Origin of the sequence: Pseudonocardia ammonioxydans (genome assembly GCF_900115005.1) — a bacterium.
Taxonomy (GTDB): domain Bacteria; phylum Actinomycetota; class Actinomycetes; order Mycobacteriales; family Pseudonocardiaceae; genus Pseudonocardia; species Pseudonocardia ammonioxydans.
In genome coordinates, this window is sequence record NZ_FOUY01000012.1 from 124,813 (window position 1) to 142,199 (window position 17,387).

The following is a 17,387-nucleotide window of genomic DNA, read 5'->3' on the forward strand; positions in this document are numbered from 1 at the left end:
CGGGCAGCACTGAGTCCGGGCCACGCTGAGTCCGGGCCACGCCGAGTCCGGGGCCGGACACGGATCGGGTGAGGGACGCGACGCCCGGGGCACGGAACCGTACGATCCCCGCACGCGTTGAACGCCTCGAACCCCATCGCGAGTGAAGGAGTCATGGACCCCAGCGACAGTCCCGGCGCCGTCCGGTCCCACGACGGACGGCGACCCCCACCCATCCCGGCCCCCGCCCGCACCGATGACCGGGCGGTGACGCTGCGGTGATCGGCACGATCCTCGGAATCCTGGTCGGGATCCTGGTCGTCCTCGCGATCACGGCGCTGACCGGCTACTTCGTGGCGCAGGAATTCGGCTACATGGCCGTCGACCGCTCCCGGCTCAAGGCCCGGGCGGCCGAGGGCGACGCCGGGGCCTCCCGGGCCCTCGACATCACCCGGCGCACCTCGTTCATGCTCTCCGGCGCCCAGCTGGGCATCACCGTCACCGGCCTGCTCGTCGGTTACGTCGCCGAACCGTTGATCGGCAACGGCATCGGCGAGCTGCTCGGTGTGGTGAACGTGCCGGCCGGGGTCGGCGTCGCCATCGGCACCGTGCTCGCGCTGCTGCTCTCGACGGTCGTCCAGATGGTCTTCGGCGAGCTGTTCCCGAAGAACCTGGCCATCGCCCGCCCGGAGCCGGTGGCCCGGTGGCTGGCCCTGTCCACCACGACCTACCTGGCCGTCTTCGGCTGGATCATCAAGATCTTCGATGCGGCGTCGAACCTGCTGCTGCGGGCGCTGCGGATCGAGCCGGTGCACGACGTGGAGCACTCGGCCACCCCGCGCGACCTCGAGGCGATCATCGACGACTCGAAGGACTCCGGGGACCTCAACCCCGAGCTCGCCGTCCTGCTCGACCGCGCGGTGGACTTCAGCGACCGCACGGCGCGGGCCGCGATGATCCCGCGGCCCCGGGTCTCCTGGGTCCGCGAGGACACCACCGTCGAGCAGCTGATCGGCCAGATGGCGGTACAGCACTCCCGCTACCCGGTGCTGGGTACGCCGCCGGACGCCTCCACCCCGGACAGTGCGATGGAGCTGGTCGGCGTCGTGTGCCTCAAGGACGTGCTGGCCCTGTCCGAGCGCACCGACCTGGGTGGGCGCGGCGCCGCCGAGGTGACGGTCGCCGAGCTGATGCGGGCACCGGTGCTGGTCCCGTCGTCGCTGCCGCTGCCGCAGGTGCTGGCCCAGCTGCGCGCCGACGGCGAGGAGCTGGCCTGTGTGCTCGACGAGTACGGCGGGCTGGCCGGCGTGATCACCGTCGAGGACGTCGCCGAGGAGCTGGTCGGCGAGATCACCGACGAGCACGACCTGGCCGGTACCGACCAGGCACGCGAGGCCGACGACGGCTGGGTCGTGCCCGGTGACCGGCACGTCGACGAGGTCGGCAGGCTGATCGACGCCGAGCTGCCCGAGGGCGACTACCAGACCGTCGGCGGGCTGGTGATGTCCGAGCTGCAGCGGCTGCCCGACGCCGGGGACGAGATCGTCGTGCGGATCCCGGCCGAGAACCCGGACGACGACGACCGGGCCCTGCGCCTGACCGTGCAGGAGGTGGACCGGCGGGTGCCCTCGGCGGTCCACGTGGTCTGGACCGAGCCGGAGGCCGCCGCCGACGGGGACGAGCAGGACGAGCAGGAGGTGTGGGCATGAGCGTCACCTCGATCGTCGTCTCGATCGCCCTGGTCGGGTTGAGCGCGTTCTTCGTGGCCGTCGAGTTCGCGCTCGTCGCCGCCCGGAACTACCGCCTGGAGGAGGCCGCGCAGAGCTCCGCCGCGGCCCGGGCGGCCCTGCGCAGCGCGAAGGACCTCTCGCTGCTGCTGGCCGGGTCCCAGCTGGGCATCACGCTGTGCACGCTCGGCCTCGGTGCGGTCGCGAAGCCCGCCGTGGACAACGCCCTGCGCCCGCTGCTGGAGGGCTGGGGCATCGCCTCGGGCATCGCCACGGTCGTGTCGTTCGTGCTGTCGCTGATCGTCGTCACGTTCGTCCACCTCGTCGTGGGCGAGATGGCGCCGAAGTCCTGGGCGATCTCGCACCCGGAACGGTCGGCGATCATGCTGGCGCTGCCGATGCGCGCGTTCATGGTGCTGACCCGCCCGGCGCTGGTGATGCTCAACGGCCTGGCCAACCGCTGCCTGCACGCCGTCGGTGTGGAGCCGGTGGACGAGATGGCCTCCGGGCGCAACGCCGACGATCTGCGCGAGCTGGTCGACCACTCGGCGCAGACCGGGGCCCTGGACCGGGAGCGCCGCGACCAGCTGGTCACCGCGCTCGAGCTGGAGCGCACCCCGGTGCGCGACCTGGCCCACCCGCCGTCGGGGGTGTCGGCCGACGACGACATCGCGGCGGTCCAGGAAACCGCACGGCGGACCGGGCACCTGCGGCTGATCGTCCGCGACGGCGGACGGCCGGTCGGCTACGTGCACGTCCGGGACACGCTGACCCGCGAACCCGGCACCCGGGCGCGCGAGCTGATGCGCCCGGTCCTCTCGCTCGCCGCCGACACCCAGTACCACACCGCGGTGAACACGATGCGCGACCAGCGGGCGCACCTGGCCCTGGTGGAGGACGACGGCCGGCTCATCGGCATCGTCACCCTCTCCGACCTCGTGGAGCGGCTGCTCCCCGAACCGGTGTGAATCCGGCCCCGGCCGGGTGTCCGCTCGGCACCCGGCCGGGGCCGGTCCTACCCTGGGCGGCCTCGTAGCGCAGTCCGCACCGTGGGAGGTCCACCATGACCGCACCGTCGCTCCGTCCGGCCGAGCTGGACGACACCGCACTGACCAGGCTCAAGCAGCTGGAGGACCGGATCGGTGGGCCGCTGGTGGCCTACCGGCCCGAGTCGCCCTACGCCCCGCTCAGCGAGGAGCAGCTCGCCGAGCTGCGCCGGACCGAGACCGAGCTCGGCGTCCAGCTGCTGGCCTACCGCTCCTGAGCGGCCCCGCAGACCGAACCGCCCCCGCCGGGACTCCGGCGGGGGCGGTTCTGCGAGCCGTGCTTCAGCAGCCGAGCAGGCGGGTGGCGAGGTAGGTCTCCACCTGGTCCAGCGCGACGCGCTCCTGGGCCATGGTGTCCCGCTCGCGGATGGTGACGGCCTGATCGGTGAGGGTGTCGAAGTCGACCGTGATGCAGAACGGGGTGCCGATCTCGTCCTGGCGCCGGTAACGGCGGCCGATGGCGCCGGCGTCGTCGAAGTCGACGTTCCAGTTCTTCCGCAGGCGCGCCGCCAGGTCCTTCGCCTTCGGCGAGAGGTCGGCGTTGCGCGACAGCGGCAGCACCGCGGCCTTCACCGGGGCGAGCCGGCGGTCGAGCTTGAGGACGACCCGCTTGTCGACGCCGCCCTTGGCGTTGGGCGCCTCGTCCTCGGCGTAGGCCTCGATCAGGAAGGCCATCATCGACCGGCCCACGCCGGCCGCCGGCTCGATCACGTACGGCTTGTACCGGGTGTCGGTGGCCTGGTCGTAGAACGACAGGTCCACGCCGGAGTGGTTCGAGTGCGTGGTCAGGTCGAAGTCGGTGCGGTTGGCGATGCCCTCGAGCTCGCCCCACTCCTGCCCGGTGAAGTTGAACTTGTACTCGATGTCGACGGTGCGCTTCGAGTAGTGGGAGAGCTTCTCCTTGGGGTGCTCGTAGTGCCGCAGGTTCTCGGCCGCGATCCCCAGGTCGGTGTACCAGCGGGTGCGCTCGTCGATCCAGTACTGGTGCAGTTCCTCGTCGCTGCCGGGCTCGACGAAGTACTCCATCTCCATCTGCTCGAACTCGCGGGTCCGGAAGATGAAGTTGCCCGGGGTGATCTCGTTGCGGAAGCTCTTGCCGATCTGGCCGATGCCGAACGGCGGCTTCTTGCGCGAGGTCGTCTGCACGTTCAGGAAGTTCACGAAGATGCCCTGCGCGGTCTCCGGGCGCAGGTAGGCCATGCCCTCCTCGGACTCCACCGGCCCCAGGAAGGTCTTGAGCATCATGTTGAACTCGCGCGGCGCGGTGAACTGGCCCCGGGTGCCGCAGTTCGGGCAGGGCACCTCGGACAGGTCGTTCGGGTCGGCCTGCTCGGGGTCGCGGCCCTTGCGCTCGGCGAACTCCTCCGCGAGCTGGTCGGCGCGGAACCGCTTGTGGCACGACGTGCACTCGACCAGCGGGTCGGTGAACGCGTTGACGTGGCCGGAGGCGACCCAGGTCTGGCGCGGCAGGATCACCGAGGAGTCCAGGCCGACGACGTCCTCGCGGCCGGTGACCATCGACTTCCACCACTGCCGCTTGATGTTGTCCTTGAGCTCGACGCCGAGGGGTCCGTAGTCCCACGCCGAACGGGTACCGCCGTAGATCTCACCGGAGGCGAAGACGAATCCGCGCCGCTTGGTCAGCGCGACGATGGTCTCGATCTTGGCGGAGGTGGGCTTGCTGGCCACGGCGGTACTCCAGGAACGTGATGCGGACTCTCCCACCGGCAGGACGGCCAGGGGTCGCCCCAGGCTACCGACCCCCCGTCGACGCACCACCCCCACCCGACCCCGCCACTCCCACGACTCACCCGCCGCTCACCCACGATGTGTCGGACGCTCACCGGTTCCGTTCGCCGCTCACGCGATCGGGCGAGCGTTGCCGGAACCCGTGAGCGGCTGCGCAGTATCTGGGGAGGCGGGCGGCTGTCTCGTCGAAGTCGTCGATGTCGGGCCAGGTCCAGCGGACCACGGTCCGGACCTCCGGTTGTGCCCGCAGTGCGTCCTCCCGACGCTTCTCCCGCAGGACCGCCTCGGCCACGGTCTCTCCCGGGCGCAGCGACCGGCCGTACTTCTCCATGCCGTCGAACTCGCCGACGATGCCGTGCTCCGGCCACCAGAAGTCGACCTGTCCGACGAAGCGCCCGGACCGGTCGCGCACGACGTGCTGCAGGACGGGCGCCGCCACCCCCAGAGCCCGCATGCGGACCCTGCTGCGCGACTCCCCGGGACCGTCGGCGCGCCCGTCGGCGAACGCGACGACCGCCCGTGCCCGGCCGGCGCCCCGGCGGCCGGTGGCGCGCCCGGCGGCGTCGGCGAGATCGGCCTCCGTGCAGAGCTCCCGGAACAGCGCGGCGTCGGCGACCGTCACCGCCGTCTCGAACGGGGCGGTCCGCGCCATGTCGACGACCGTGCGCGCGACCGTGGTCACCGGGATCCTGCCGACCGTGGTGACGTCCCCGTCCGGGAGCGGGGCCGCGCTCAGGTGCAGACGAGCCGTGCTCCGGCCGCCCCCGGCACGGTCACGGGTGACGTGGACCCGGCGCAACGACACACCCCAGAGCGGCAGGTCGTGCAGGACCGCGGCGGAGGGGCCGCTGACGACGGCGCCCGGGCCGAGGAGGGGCAGGGTCGCCTCGACGAGCAGCCGGTGCCGCTCCACCGCACTACGGCGGCGCGGGTCGTCGGCATCGAGGTAGGCGCCCGGGCGTACCCGCACGAGCGTTCCGCGGCCGAGCGCGGAACGGACCTCCTCGTCGGTACGCCCCTCGGCGAGGAGCGCGCGTCTCAGGTGCAGTTCGCCCATGCCACGAGCCTGCCGCCATTCCCCGTCCCTGCACCGTCGACCTGCGGGCCTGTGGACACGGCGCCGACTTGTGGATGCCTACTCACGCGCCGCCGCCGCTCACCGCTCCCGCGGACGCTCACGCGTTCCGGGGACGCTCACCGTTTGCGCCAACGCTCACCGGATCGCGTGAGCGTCGGCCGGAACTCGTGAGCGTTCCCAGAACTCGTGCGCGTCCGTCGCCGGAACCGTGCGCGGCCGAGGGACACGAGTGGGGGGGTCAGGGGGTCAGCAGACTGGGGTGGTGGGTGACGCCGGCACCCGCGTCCACCGACAGGCGGGTCTCGTGCGTCGACTCGGTGCTCGTGTCGGCCTCGGCCAGCAGCGGATGGACGTGTTCGCGCACGTCGAACGGGCTCAGGGCCCGGCGGTAGGCGTCGACCGAGTCGAAGCGGACGACGAGCACCCACTGCTGCGCGTCCTCGATCGCGCGGCCCGCCTCGCCCCCGCGGCATCCCGGCTGTGCGGCCAGGAGCTCGAGTGCCGTGGCCGCCCGGGCGGTGAAGTCGGCCTCGCGGACGGGTGGCACGGTGAACCGGCAGACCAGCAGCACGACACGACGATAACGAACACGCCTACCATGTCGGGTGCGGCCGGCACGGCTCGACGGTGCCGGGGGTGTGGCCGCCGCCCCCGGGGAACGGGACGGTCACCACATGTCAGCCGCAGCGGGAACGGCCCGGGTTCCCGACGACACCACCGGCGACCACCCGCCGCCACCCGAGCCCGGCCCGGTCCGCGGCCAGCGGACGCTCGCCGCGGCGGGCGACCTGCTGCGCGCGCTCGCGGCCCCGGTCCGGATCGCGATCGTGCTGCAACTGCTCGAGCACTCGCGCTGCGTGCACGACCTGGTCGACGCGCTCGGCGTCGCCCAGCCGCTGATCAGCCAGCACCTGCGGGTGCTGAAGGCGGCCGGGGTGGTCGAGGGCGAGCGCAAGGGACGTGAGGTGCTGTACTCCCTGGTCGACGACCACCTGGCGCACATCGTGGTCGACGCCGTGGCACACGTCGAGGAGGACACGTGAGCGACGTCGCGCACCGGAGCACGCAGACCGGCCCTGTGCAGACCGGCCCTGTGCAGGCCGACCCCGTGCGGACCGGTCCGGTGAAGACCGGCACCGACGGGGCCGCCGCGGGCGGCGGACCGGCCCGGTCCACCGCCGGGCCGCGCGGCATCCGGGCGACCCGGCAGCGGGCCGCCGTGACCGCGCTGCTCGACCGGATCGAGGGCTTCCGTTCCGCCCAGGAGATCCACGAGGAGCTGCGCCGCAGCGGTGAGGGCATCGGCCTGACCACCGTCTACCGCACCCTCCAGACCCTGGCCGAGGGCGACGAGGTCGACGTGCTGCGCAGCGCCTCCGGGGAGGCCGTGTACCGGCGCTGCGAGAGCGAGCACCACCACCATCACCTGGTCTGCCGGCGCTGCGGCGCGGCGGTCGAGATCGAGGGGCCCGCCGTGGAGTCCTGGGCCCGGTCGATCGCCGAGCAGCACGGCTACTCCGACCTCTCGCACACCCTGGAGATCTTCGGGCTGTGCGCGGCGTGCACGGCGGCCCGCCAGTCCTGAGGACTCAGCGCGCACACCCCGCCGGGCCCGGCCGCTCGTCCGGGCCGAACGGGTCGGCCGGGCGCGGGTCGGGCGTCGGCGTCCAGCGCCCGTCGCGGACCGCGTAGGTCCACCGCGGGCCGTATCGGATGAGCCGGTCCAGCGCGGTGACCAGACGGTCGACGTCCTCCGCGGTGGACCGCAGCCCGAGGCCGACCCGGACCGCGTCCCGGCCCCCGGTGAGCCGGTCCAGCAGCGGGTGCGCGCAGAACCGGCCGTCCCGCACCCCGATGCCGTACTCGGCCGACAGGGCCGCCGCGACCAGCCCGGACGGCAGGTCCTCGACGACGAACGACACCGTGGCCGTCCGGTCGGGGGCAGCAGCGTCCGCCGCGGCGGCGACGGCGACGTCGTCGGCGGCGTCGACGTCGACGAGGGCGGCGGCAGCGGCACCGTCGGCGTCAGCAGGGGCGGCGTCGGCGGGGGCAGCGGCAGGGCAGCCGGAGGGATCGGAGGATCCGGCGGTGTCGAAGCAGGACAGCGTCCACAGCCCCGGGATCCCGGCGAGGCCGGCATGCAACCGGGCGACCAGCTCCCGCTCGTGCGCGGGCACCGCCTCGTCGACGACGGGGTCGAGGGCCCGGCAGGCCGCACCCAGCGCGGCCACACCGAGCACGTTCGGTGTGCCGCCCTCGTGCCGCTGCGGCGCGGGCAGCCACGCCGTGTCGGTCCGGCCGTCCTCGACGGCGACCGAGCGGACCGCACCCCCACCCGCCAGGTGCGGCGGGGCCGCGTCCAGCCAGTCCCGGCGCCCGACCAGCGCCCCGGTGCCGTACGGGGCGTAGATCTTGTGCCCGGACAGGGCGACGTAGTCCGCACCCCACCCGGCCAGGTCGACGCGGCGGTGCGGGGCCAGCTGCGCGGCGTCCACGCAGACCCGCGCTCCCGCCGCGTGCGCGATCTGCACGATCCGGCCGACCGGGAGCAGCTCACCGGTGACGTTGGAGGCCCCGGTGACGGCGACCAGCGCGGCGTCCGGTCGCGCGGCCAGCTCGGCCCGCAGGGCGTCCAGGGTCTCCGCGATCGTGCGCCCGGCGCGGACGACCCGGTGCTCGGTGTGGCGCCAGGCGAGCAGGGTGGCGTGGTGCTCCAGGTCCAACGTCACGACCGGGCCCGCACGGCGCGGGCGAGCAGCGCGAGCGCGTCGGTGGTGTTGCGGGTGAACACCACGCAGTCGCCGGTCCGGGCCCGGACGAACCGCGCGACGTCGGTACGGGCGTTCTCCACCAGCGAGGTGCAGACCCGCGAGGTCCAGCCGGCGCCGCGGTGCACGCTGCCGTAGTACGGCAGCACCTCGGCGACGTGCGCGGCGACGGACTCCAGCGCAGGGGTCGAGGCCGCCGAGTCGAGGTCGCAGTAGCGCACGCGGGAGCCGTCGACGAGCGGCACGGTCAGCTCGGCACCGGTCACCCGGGGCAGTGTCACCTGGTGCGGGGTCACCTGGTGCGGGGTCACCTGGTGCGGGGTCGCCCGGGGCGGGGTCACCTGGGGCGGGGTGGCCTCGGGCGGGGTCGCCCGGGTAACAGACCCCCGGGGCGGCGTCGTGCGGCCGTGGGTGGTCTCGGGAAGCAGGGCAGCGGTCATGATCCGGCCTCTCGGATCTCGGGGATCCGGGGGCCGCTCCGGGGCTCGGATCCGCGCTTGCCGGCGGCGGTTCCGCGCCGGCCCGGTCATCACCCGGGGCACCCCACCGCGGAGGAGGGTTGCCGGCCAGCAAGCCGGGGCTTCGCGCTGGCACTCGTGACCTTCGGGCGCAGACGCTAGCAGACCCCTCCGCCGCGCCCGGTGCGATCCCCGTCACGGACCGTCTCATAACGCGACACCGTGGCGGCGGTCACGCGGATAGCGTGATCCATCGGAGGTGAGGTCGACGATGACCGAAACGCAGCAGGACGGCGCCCCCGCGGCGCCCACAGCCGTACGGCGGATCGATGTCCCGGAGTCCGGGGAGCTGGCGCAGCTCGCGGGCGTCTTCGACGACCTGCAGTACGTGCTCCGGTGTTGCGAGCACCTGGTGACCGCGCTCGGCGGGCCCGAGTCCGGCCCGGTGCGGGTGGACGCCGACCCGGCACTGGTCGAGGCGTTGTGGAGCGGTGCGGTGATCGGCTACGTCCGGTGCTTCTCCGGCCGGACCAAGACGCTGACCCGCGAGGACCTGGACAAGCTCGAGCTCGACGGCGACGTCAGCGGCTTCCACGACATGGTCACCAAGCTGCGCGACCACTACGCGTCGCGGCACGTGAACCCCCGCGAGTCCTACGAGATCGGTGTCGCGCAGTCGAACGAGGGCACCCCGCGCGGCGTCGCCGTGGTCTCCACGCCGCGGCCGCAGGTCGACGAGACCACGGTGCGGCTCCTGGGCCGGGTCGCCTACGCCCTGTCCGGGCTGGTCGACGCGCGGATGACGAAGGCCCAGAACGACGTGCTCGGCATCGCGCACGACATGACACCGGCCCAGCTCGCAGCGCTGCCGCTGGTGCACCTGTCCCCGGAGGAGGAGGCCGGCGGGCAGGAACCCGCCTGACCCCTCCGGGGCGACTCGGCCGCCGCACGCATGGATCGGCCGTACCGCGGTAACTCCGATCGGGACAGCACGACCGTCGTTCCGAGGAGGGACCTCGCATGGCCACCCGCACGACCACACCGGACGCCGTCCACGCCGCCCTGGACGGGGTGACGTTCCCGGCGGGCAAGCAGGAGCTGGCCGCCGGCGCCGAGCGCAACGGCGCCGACGCGGCCACGCTCGAGGCCGTCCGCGCCGTCCCGGCCGAGGAGTACACCTCGGCCGCGGACGTCCTGGCAGCGGTCGACACGGCCGACGAGACCCGGGAGGAGACCGAGCAGCTGCGAGCGCAGCGGCGCAGCGAGCACACGCGGCCCGGGCTGTCCGAGGCGACGAAGGACGTCGACCCGGTCAACCCGATCGCCGAGGAGCTCGGTACGAACCGGAAGCGGTGACCGCGGGCCCGACCGGGCCGTCAGGCCTCGACCAGCTCGGCCCGCATGCTCGACGCCGACGACACCACCAGCATGAGCAGCGTGCCCATCGGCTGCTCGGCCAGGCCGAGGGCGGGGAACGCGTAGCGCAGCGTCACGTCCCAGCCGCGCTCGCCCTGCACCACCCGCGGGGTGCCGAACAGGCCCTCACCGATCCCGAGGCCCACCCGGCGCGGGACGTCGTCGTCGGACAGGTCCCAGGCCACCACGCAGGTGATGTTGAGGACCGGCAGGCCCTCCTCCAGCTCGGTGCCCTGGACGACGCAGAGCACGCCGCCGTGGGCGAAGGTGAGCGCGCCGTCGTCGTCGACCTGGACGTCGTGGAAGCGTTCCAGGGCGCCCCGGGCCGTCGCCAGCATCCCGGCGATCACGTCATCGGTCACTGCGCACCCGCCACGTCGGAGTCGATGCCCGTGCCCGCGGGATGCCGGTCGGCCGCGCCGCCGAACCGGCGGTCCCGCCGGGCGTAGATCTCGATCGCCTCCCAGATGTGGCGGCGGTCGAAGTCCGGGAACAGGGTGTCCAGGAAGACCATCTCGGCGTAGGCGCTCTGCCAGAGCAGGAAGTTCGACGTCCGCTGCTCCCCCGACGAGCGCACGAACAGGTCGACGTCGGGCATGTCCGGCTCGTCGAGGTGGCGGGCCAGCATCCGCTCGTCGATCCGGGCCGGGTTGATCCGGCCCTCGGCGGCCAGCTGCGCGATCTGCCGTACCGAGTCGACGATCTCGGCGCGGCCGCCGTAGTTCACGCACATCGTGAGGTTGAGGACGTCGTTGGCCCGGGTCTTCTGCTCGGCGACCTCGAGCTCCTTGATCACCGAGCGCCACAGCCGCGGTCGTCGCCCCGCCCACCGGACACGTACACCCATCGCGTGCATCTCGTCGACCCGGCGGCGGATGACGTCGCGGTTGAAGCCCATCAGGAACCGGACCTCGTCCGGGCTGCGGCGCCAGTTCTCGGTGGAGAACGCGTACGCCGAGAGCCACTGCACGCCCATGTCGATGCAACCGCGGGCGACGTCCATCAGCGAGTCCTCGCCCCGCTTGTGGCCCTCGGTGCGCGGCAGGCCGCGGGCGTTGGCCCAGCGGCCGTTGCCGTCCATCACCAGAGCGACGTGACGCGGCACCAGCTCCGGCGGGATCGCCGGGGGCCGCGCACCGGACGGGTGCGGCGGAGGGGGCTGGAACGGCACGTGGTTCACCCTACGTCCGCCCTCCGACGGTGCGTGCTGCGAGGCCGGTCGCGGTCGATCAGAAGCGGAAGTTCTCGTCCGGTTCCTCGCGCTCCGGCCAGGCCGGCACGTCGGGGTCCTCCAGCCGCTCCAGGGTCTCGCGCAGCTCGCGGACACCGCGGTGCCCGCGGACCCGGTCGGCCTCGCTCGCCGGGTCGGACTCCTCGGGGCGGATCACCGGCAGCATCGGGATGGCCGGCCAGGACCCGCTCTCGGTCCGGGCCCGCACCTGCCGCATCGCCCGGGTGGGGCCGTCCTGCGGGGACTCGGGGAGCACCTCGGTCCGCACCGGGATCTGCTGGGTCGGCGGGACCGGGATCCGCTGGGTGGTGGCGGGGAGCCGGTGGGTGGTGCCCTCGGCCCGGCCGTCACCGTCCCGCGGGGCATGGGGTCGGGTCACGACTACCTCTCCGTCGACGGGGCTGGGGTCCCCTCGATCACGGGAGGGTAACGAGGCGGGGTTGCCCGCCGGAAGGGGAGATCATCCCGCGGGGTCGGCGGGTGCGCCGTGCGGCGCGACCGGTGGCGCTCCGGCGGCCGCAGCCGGGCTCCGGGAACCGTTGGGCGGACCGGATGCACCGTCCGCCGCGGGCGCGGGGTCGGTGTCGGCAGGAACGGCGGTGCCGGTGGGAACGGCGGTGTCGGGGTCGGCGGCGGCGGGATCGGTGGGCCGCGGCCGGGACCGGCGGTCCACCAGGGGCAGCGATCGCAGCTGACGTTCCAGGTGCCACTGCAGGTGGGCCGCGACCAGGCCGCTGGCCTCCCGGCGGGTCGGCCCGCCGGAGCCGTCCGCGGTCGTCCAGTCGCCGTGCAGCAACGCCTCGAGCAGCGTCACGGTCTCGGCCGCCGGGGTGACCGACCCGGGCGGGCGGCAGCGCGGGCAGACCATGCCGCCCCCGGCGACGGTGAAGGCCCGGTGCGGTCCCGGGGCCGCGCAACGCGCGCACTCCGACAGCGACGGCGCCCACCCGGCGTGGCTCATCGCGCGCAGCAGGAACGCGTCGAGCACCAGGGCGGGCTCGCGGGCACCGTCGGCCAGCGCCCGCGTCGCACCCAGCACCAGCAGGTACAGACGCAGCGCCGGCTCCCCTTCCTCGGACACCAGCCGGTCGGCGGTCTCGAGGATCGCGCAGCCACACGAGTACGCCGACCAGTCGGCGACGACGGCGGGCGCGAACGCGTCGAGCGTCTGGGCCTGGGTGACGACGTCGAGGGTGCGGCCGGTGTAGCACTGGACGTCGACGTGGTTGAACGGCTCCAGCCGCGCCCCCCAGCGGGAGCGGGTGCGGCGCACGCCCTTCGCGACGACCCGGAGCTTGCCGCGCTGCTTGGTCAGCAGCGTGATGATCCGGTCGGCCTCGCCGAGCTTCTGCACGCGCAGCACCACACCGGTGTCACGGTAGAGCTGGGCCATGACTCCACCCTAGGCCCTGCCGCCCGGCCGCCCGAGCGCCGCGGCCGCGGGTCAGAAGCCCAGCCTGCGCAGCTGCTTCGGGTCGCGCTGCCAGTTCTCCGCGATCTTCACGTGCAGGTCCAGGTAGACCTTCGTGCCCAGCAGCTTCTCGATCTGGCGGCGGGCGTCGGAGCCGACCTGCTTGAGCCGGGCCCCGCCGCGCCCGATCACGATGCCCTTCTGCGAGGACCGCTCCACCCAGACGACCGCGTGGATCTCGAGCAGGTCCTCCCGCGGGATCATCTCCTCGATCGTCACCGCGATCGAGTGCGGCAGCTCGTCGCGCACGCCCTCCAGGGACGCCTCGCGGACGAGCTCGGCGACCAGGGTCTCCTCCGGCTCGTCGGTGAGGTCGCCGTCCGGGTAGAGCTGCGGGCCCTCCGGCAGCTGCGCCACCAGCAGGTCGGACAGCAGCCGCACCTGGAAGCCGGACTGCGCCGAGGTCGGGACGACCTCGGCGAAGTCCATCAGCTCCGCGACCTCGGCGAGCCGCTCGGCGACCTGCTCCGGACGCGCGAGGTCCGTCTTGGTCACCACGGCGATCACCGGCGTGTGCGCGGCGACCTTGCGCAGCTCGTCGGCGATGAACCGGTCACCGCGCCCGACCTTCTCGTTCGCCGGCACGCAGAACCCGACGACGTCGACCTCGGACCAGGTCTCGCGGACCAGGTCGTTGAGCCGCGAGCCCAGCAGGGTGCGCGGCCGGTGCAGGCCGGGCGTGTCGACCAGCACGATCTGCGCGTCGTCGCGGTGCACGATGCCGCGGATCGTGTGCCGGGTCGTCTGCGGCCGGCTGGAGGTGATCGCGATCTTCTGGCCGACCAGCGCGTTGGTCAGCGTGGACTTGCCGGCGTTCGGCCGCCCGACGAAGCAGGCGAACCCGGAACGGAAGCCCTCGGCGGGCGGTTGCGGAACCGTCACGCCGCACCCAGCCGGTCGAGGATCTCCCGGCCGATCGGCAGCGCCGCGGTCGCCGCAGGCGACGGCGCGTTGAGCACGTGCAGGATCGAGCCCGGCCCGCCGGTCCCGTCCGGGCCGGGCTGGTCGAGGAACAGGAAGTCGTCGACGAGGGTGCCGTCGGCCTTGACCGCCTGCGCCCGGACACCGGCCCCGGCCGGGTGCAGGTCCTCGGCCTGCACGTCGGGCAGCAGCCGCTGGATCTGGCGGACCATGGCCTTCTTCGACAGCGAGCGCTGCACCTCCCCGATCCCGTAGCGCCAGTGCCGCTGCGCGACCTTGATCATGCCGGGGTAGGTGAGCGTGCCGAGCAGCTCCTTCGGCTTGATCGTGCCCCAGGAGTAGCCCTCCCGGGCCATCGCGAGGACGGCGTTCGGCCCGGCGTGCACGTGCCCGTCGATCCCGCGGGTGGCGTGCACCCCGAGGAACGGGAACGCCGGGTCGGGGACCGGGTAGATCAGCCCGCGGACCAGGGACGCGGCCCGGTCGGAGAACCCGGAGTACTCACCGCGGAACGGCACGATCCGCACGCCCGGGTCGGCACCGGCCATCGTCGCGAGCTCGTCGCAGCGCAGCCCGCCGCACACGACCACCCGGGAGCCGAGCAGGTCGCCCCCCGACGTCCGCACCACCACGTCGGACGGCCGCCGGGCGAATCCGGTCACCGCACGGCCGAGGTGCACCTCGCCGCCGTTCTTCTCGACGAGCTCGCTCAGCTTCTCGGCGATGGCGCGGTAGTCGGTGATGCCGGTGGAGGGCACCCACAGCGCCGCGAGACCGCGGACGTCGGGCTCGTACTCGCGGATGCCGTGCTCATCGAGCCGGTGGTTCTCCACCCCGTTCGCGTCGCCGCGCCGGGCCAGCTCGTCGAGCCGGGGCAGCTCCTCGGGCTCGGTCGCGACGACGAGCTTGCCGCACACCTGGTGCGGCAGGTCGTGCTCGCGGCAGAACGCGACGGTCTCCGCGCACCCGGCGACCGCGAGCCGGGCCTTGTACCCGCCCGGCGCGTAGTACAGGCCGGAGTGGATGACGTTGGAGTTGTTGCCGGTCTGGTGGTTCGCCGGCCGGGCCTCCCGCTCGACGACGGCGACGCTGTGCCCGGCGCGGGTGGCGGCGTAGGCGGTGGCCAGACCGACGATCCCGCCGCCGACCACCACGAGGTCGTAGGACGGCGTCGCGGGCAGCCCGCCTGCCGGACGATCAGTTCCTGCCATCGGTTCCTCCTCCGGCCCCGCACCGCGGGGCCGCCTCTCCAGCTCGTGCTCCACCCGGGGAGCCGTGTGTCATGCCCGCTCCGCGCGGGCGTCGTCCCCGGCGTGCCCGGCCGGGTCGCCGGTGCCCGGGTCCGGCCGCGCGCCGTCCGGGTCACCGTGGTCGTGTTCGTGCCCGGACGCGACCGTCCCGGACCCGGCGCCGGCCGCATGCTCGGTGTCCTCACCGGAGCCGTCTCCGGTGCCGGCGTCCTCCCCGGCCTCGACCGGCTCCAGCGGTCCGACCAGCACCGAGGTGATCCGGATGCGGCCCCGTGCGTCCTTGCCGCCCTCGCCCTCGAGACGCAGCAGGCCCTCCAGCTCTGCCGTCGCCCCGGGCAGCGGGACCTTGCCCAGACACTGGGCCAGCAGGCCTCCGACGGTGTCGACGTCCGCGGACTCCAGGGCCTCGCGCAGCTCGTCCTCGCGCGGGGTCCCGCGGAAGCGCCCGGCGAACAGCTCGCCCAGGTCCTCCACGGGCAGCCGGGCCGCCACCCGGAACGCACCGTCGGCGGCCTCGACGACCTCCGGCGCCTCCTCGGTGTCGTACTCGTCGGTGATCTCACCGACGATCTCCTCGAGGATGTCCTCGATCGTCACCACCCCGGCCGTGCCGCCGTACTCGTCGACGACGACGGCCATGTGGTTGCGCGTGCGCTGCATCTCGCGCATCAGCTCGTCGCTGCGTTTGGAGTCCGGCACGAACGCGGCCGGGCGCAGGATCTCCACCAGCGACCTCTGGGGAGCACCGCGGAACTGGGCGTCGTCGCGGGCCCGGACCAGGTCCTTGAGGTAGGCGACACCAATGACGTCGTCGATGCCCTCGCCGAGCACCGGGATGCGCGAGTAGCCGCTCTTGAGCGCCAGCCGCAGCACCTTGTCGACCGGGGTGTCGCGCTCGGTCCAGATCACGTCCGGCCGCGGCACCATGATCTCCCGCACCGGGGTCTCCCCCAGCTCGAACACCGAGTGGATCATCTTGCGCTCGCCCTCGTCGACCACGCCGCGGTTGCTGGCCATGTCGACGAGCTCGCGCAGCTCGACCTCGGTGGAGAACGGGCCCTCCCGGAACCCGGGCCCGGGGGTGATCGCGTTGCCGACCAGGATCAGCAGCGTGGCCAGCGGCGAGAGCACGGTGCCCAGCGCCCGGATCGGCGCGGCGAGCAGCAAGCCGATCTGGTACGGGTGCTGGCGGCCCAGCGTGCGCGGTCCGACCCCGATCAGCACGTAGCTGGCCAGCACCATGATCACGCCGGCCAGCGTCAGCCCGATCCAGGGTGCGGAGAACAGCGGGGCCAGCGCCAGCGCCAGCACGACGACCGCGACGGTCTCGCAGATCACCCGCAGCAGCATCAGCAGGTTCACGTGGCGGGGCCGGTCCGCGACGACGGCGGCGAGCGCCCGCCCGCCGGCCCGCCCGGCCCGCACCACCGCGTCCACCCGGGCACTCGAGATCGACATCAGGGCCGAGTCCGCGGCGGCGAACACCCCTGCCAGCAGGACGAGCAGGACGGTGGTGACGATCAGCCAGGCGGTGGTCACGTCTCCTCCGCGTGGTCGAGGTGCGGACTCACCGGCCGGGCTCGTCCTCGAAGCCGACGGTGCCCATCAGGCGGTCGTCGCTGCGCCGCTGGGCGTCGCGGGCGTGGGCCTGGGCCCGGTCCTCGCGCCAGCGCACCAGCAGCCGGTTCTGCAGCGCGAACATCTCCCGCTCGTCCTCCGGCTCGAGATGGTCGTAGCCGAGCAGGTGCAGCACGCCGTGCACGGTCAGCAGGTGCAGCTCGTCGGCCAGCGTGTGCCCGGCCTTGCGGGCCTGGTCGCGGGCGAACGCCGGGCACAGCACCACGTCGCCCAGCAGCGCGGGCCCCAGGTCCGGTGCGTCCGGACGGCGCCCGTCCTCGGCGAGCGAGTCCATCGGGAACGCCATGACGTCCGTCGGGCCGGGCTCGTCCATCCAGCGGACGTGCAGTTCCTCCATCGCGTCCAGCGCGACGGCGGTGATCGCCAGCTCTGCGGCCGGGTTCACCTTCATCGCGTCCAGCGCGTACCGGGCGACCGACACGATCTGTGCCTCGTCGATCGCGATCCCGGACTCGTTGACGACCTCGATGCTCACGAGACCTCCTCATCGAGGCCCGTCGGCCGCGTTCGCGCTGTGGCCGTGTCCACCGGTTCGCTCGCACGCTCGCTCACGTCGGCGCCGCCCCGCCCCACCTGTCTCGTTCTTCTCCGGTCGCGGACCAGCGTAGTCCCGGGCACCGACGGTCCCGGCGGCGCCCGTTGCGGACGCCCGGGG

General features: G+C 73.6%; 18 protein-coding genes, 1 pseudogene and 1 riboswitch. Of the genes and pseudogenes, 7 read left to right on the top strand and 12 right to left on the bottom strand.

The genetic code is table 11. From position 1 onward, the window contains the following. Nucleotides 1-257 precede the first annotated feature (257 nt). The 3 genes from BM093_RS13970 to BM093_RS13980 all read left to right on the top strand — a co-directional run bounded on the left by BM093_RS13970 (nucleotide 258) and on the right by BM093_RS13980 (nucleotide 2,970). Nucleotides 258-1,688 (top strand): hemolysin family protein, encoded by a 1,431-nt coding sequence (locus BM093_RS13970; RefSeq protein WP_093342656.1) that lies wholly within the window; start codon nucleotides 258-260, stop codon nucleotides 1,686-1,688. Continuing rightward, nucleotides 1,685-2,674, top strand: coding sequence for a hemolysin family protein (locus BM093_RS13975; protein WP_093342789.1), 990 nt, complete (start codon nucleotides 1,685-1,687; stop codon nucleotides 2,672-2,674). The genes BM093_RS13970 and BM093_RS13975 overlap by 4 nt, the downstream gene beginning before the upstream one ends. A 95-nt stretch (nucleotides 2,675-2,769) precedes the next feature. Beyond that, nucleotides 2,770-2,970, top strand: coding sequence for a hypothetical protein (locus BM093_RS13980; RefSeq protein WP_093342659.1), 201 nt, complete (start codon nucleotides 2,770-2,772; stop codon nucleotides 2,968-2,970). Between the two features lie 64 nt (nucleotides 2,971-3,034). Here BM093_RS13980 and BM093_RS13985 read toward each other — a convergent pair whose 3' ends face one another. The 3 genes from BM093_RS13985 to BM093_RS13995 form a co-directional block, all read right to left on the bottom strand. Further along, nucleotides 3,035-4,441, bottom strand: a complete 1,407-nt coding sequence (locus BM093_RS13985) for a glycine--tRNA ligase (protein ID WP_093342662.1) — start codon at nucleotides 4,439-4,441, stop codon at nucleotides 3,035-3,037. A gap of 151 nt (nucleotides 4,442-4,592) precedes the next feature. Then, nucleotides 4,593-5,558: a hypothetical protein gene (locus BM093_RS13990; RefSeq protein ID WP_177238466.1), complete on the bottom strand. Its 966-nt coding sequence runs from the start codon at nucleotides 5,556-5,558 to the stop codon at nucleotides 4,593-4,595. Nucleotides 5,559-5,817: 259 nt separating this feature from the next. Beyond that, nucleotides 5,818-6,150 (bottom strand): antibiotic biosynthesis monooxygenase family protein, encoded by a 333-nt coding sequence (locus BM093_RS13995; protein ID WP_093342665.1) that lies wholly within the window; start codon nucleotides 6,148-6,150, stop codon nucleotides 5,818-5,820. A gap of 103 nt (nucleotides 6,151-6,253) precedes the next feature. Between BM093_RS13995 and BM093_RS14000 the strand changes: the two genes are divergently transcribed. Then, on the top strand, nucleotides 6,254-6,622 hold the full coding sequence (locus BM093_RS14000; protein ID WP_093342792.1) for an ArsR/SmtB family transcription factor: 369 nt from the start codon (nucleotides 6,254-6,256) through the stop codon (nucleotides 6,620-6,622). A gap of 149 nt (nucleotides 6,623-6,771) precedes the next feature. Next, a complete protein-coding gene (locus BM093_RS14005) occupies nucleotides 6,772-7,164 on the top strand; it encodes a Fur family transcriptional regulator (RefSeq protein WP_245773515.1) in 393 nt (130 codons plus the stop codon). A 4-nt stretch (nucleotides 7,165-7,168) separates the two neighbouring features. Here BM093_RS14005 and BM093_RS37260 read toward each other — a convergent pair. Next, a pseudogene (locus BM093_RS37260) lies at nucleotides 7,169-8,877 on the bottom strand (aminotransferase class V-fold PLP-dependent enzyme). Further along, nucleotides 8,836-8,949, bottom strand: a riboswitch (SAM riboswitch). (Overlaps the previous pseudogene by 42 nt.) Nucleotides 8,950-9,076: 127 nt before the next feature. Between BM093_RS37260 and BM093_RS14015 the strand changes: the two are divergent. After that, the gene (locus BM093_RS14015) at nucleotides 9,077-9,727 is read left to right on the top strand and encodes a hypothetical protein (RefSeq protein ID WP_093342668.1); all 651 of its coding nucleotides are present in this window, start codon (nucleotides 9,077-9,079) and stop codon (nucleotides 9,725-9,727) included. 98 nt (nucleotides 9,728-9,825) lie between these two features. Next, entirely contained in the window at nucleotides 9,826-10,161 is a 336-nt protein-coding gene (locus tag BM093_RS14020) for a DUF2795 domain-containing protein (RefSeq protein WP_093342671.1), read from the top strand. A gap of 20 nt (nucleotides 10,162-10,181) precedes the next feature. Here the strand turns inward: BM093_RS14020 and BM093_RS14025 are convergent, their stop codons facing one another. The 8 genes from BM093_RS14025 to ybeY form a co-directional block, all read right to left on the bottom strand. Further along, the gene (locus tag BM093_RS14025; protein WP_245773510.1) at nucleotides 10,182-10,583 is read right to left on the bottom strand and encodes a hypothetical protein; all 402 of its coding nucleotides are present in this window, start codon (nucleotides 10,581-10,583) and stop codon (nucleotides 10,182-10,184) included. Next, a complete protein-coding gene (locus BM093_RS14030; RefSeq protein WP_093342801.1) occupies nucleotides 10,580-11,392 on the bottom strand; it encodes an isoprenyl transferase in 813 nt (270 codons plus the stop codon). Before BM093_RS14030 ends, BM093_RS14025 begins: the two co-directional genes overlap by 4 nt. A 58-nt stretch (nucleotides 11,393-11,450) precedes the next feature. Next, nucleotides 11,451-11,831 carry a hypothetical protein gene (locus tag BM093_RS14035; protein ID WP_093342674.1) on the bottom strand — a complete coding sequence of 127 codons (381 nt, stop codon included), beginning with the start codon at nucleotides 11,829-11,831 and terminating at the stop codon, nucleotides 11,451-11,453. 81 nt (nucleotides 11,832-11,912) lie between these two features. Then, nucleotides 11,913-12,845 (bottom strand): DNA repair protein RecO, encoded by a 933-nt coding sequence (gene recO / locus BM093_RS14040; RefSeq protein WP_245773511.1) that lies wholly within the window; start codon nucleotides 12,843-12,845, stop codon nucleotides 11,913-11,915. 51 nt (nucleotides 12,846-12,896) lie between these two features. Further along, on the bottom strand, nucleotides 12,897-13,805 hold the full coding sequence (era, locus tag BM093_RS14045) for a GTPase Era (RefSeq protein WP_093342677.1): 909 nt from the start codon (nucleotides 13,803-13,805) through the stop codon (nucleotides 12,897-12,899). After that, nucleotides 13,802-15,055 (bottom strand): L-2-hydroxyglutarate oxidase, encoded by a 1,254-nt coding sequence (gene lhgO, locus BM093_RS14050; RefSeq protein WP_093342804.1) that lies wholly within the window; start codon nucleotides 15,053-15,055, stop codon nucleotides 13,802-13,804. Before lhgO ends, era begins: the two co-directional genes overlap by 4 nt. Before the next feature lie 69 nt (nucleotides 15,056-15,124). Next, a complete protein-coding gene (locus BM093_RS14055; RefSeq protein ID WP_093342680.1) occupies nucleotides 15,125-16,633 on the bottom strand; it encodes a hemolysin family protein in 1,509 nt (502 codons plus the stop codon). 28 nt (nucleotides 16,634-16,661) lie between these two features. After that, the gene (gene ybeY / locus BM093_RS14060) at nucleotides 16,662-17,207 is read right to left on the bottom strand and encodes an rRNA maturation RNase YbeY (RefSeq protein WP_093342683.1); all 546 of its coding nucleotides are present in this window, start codon (nucleotides 17,205-17,207) and stop codon (nucleotides 16,662-16,664) included. Nucleotides 17,208-17,387: the final 180 nt, after the last annotated feature.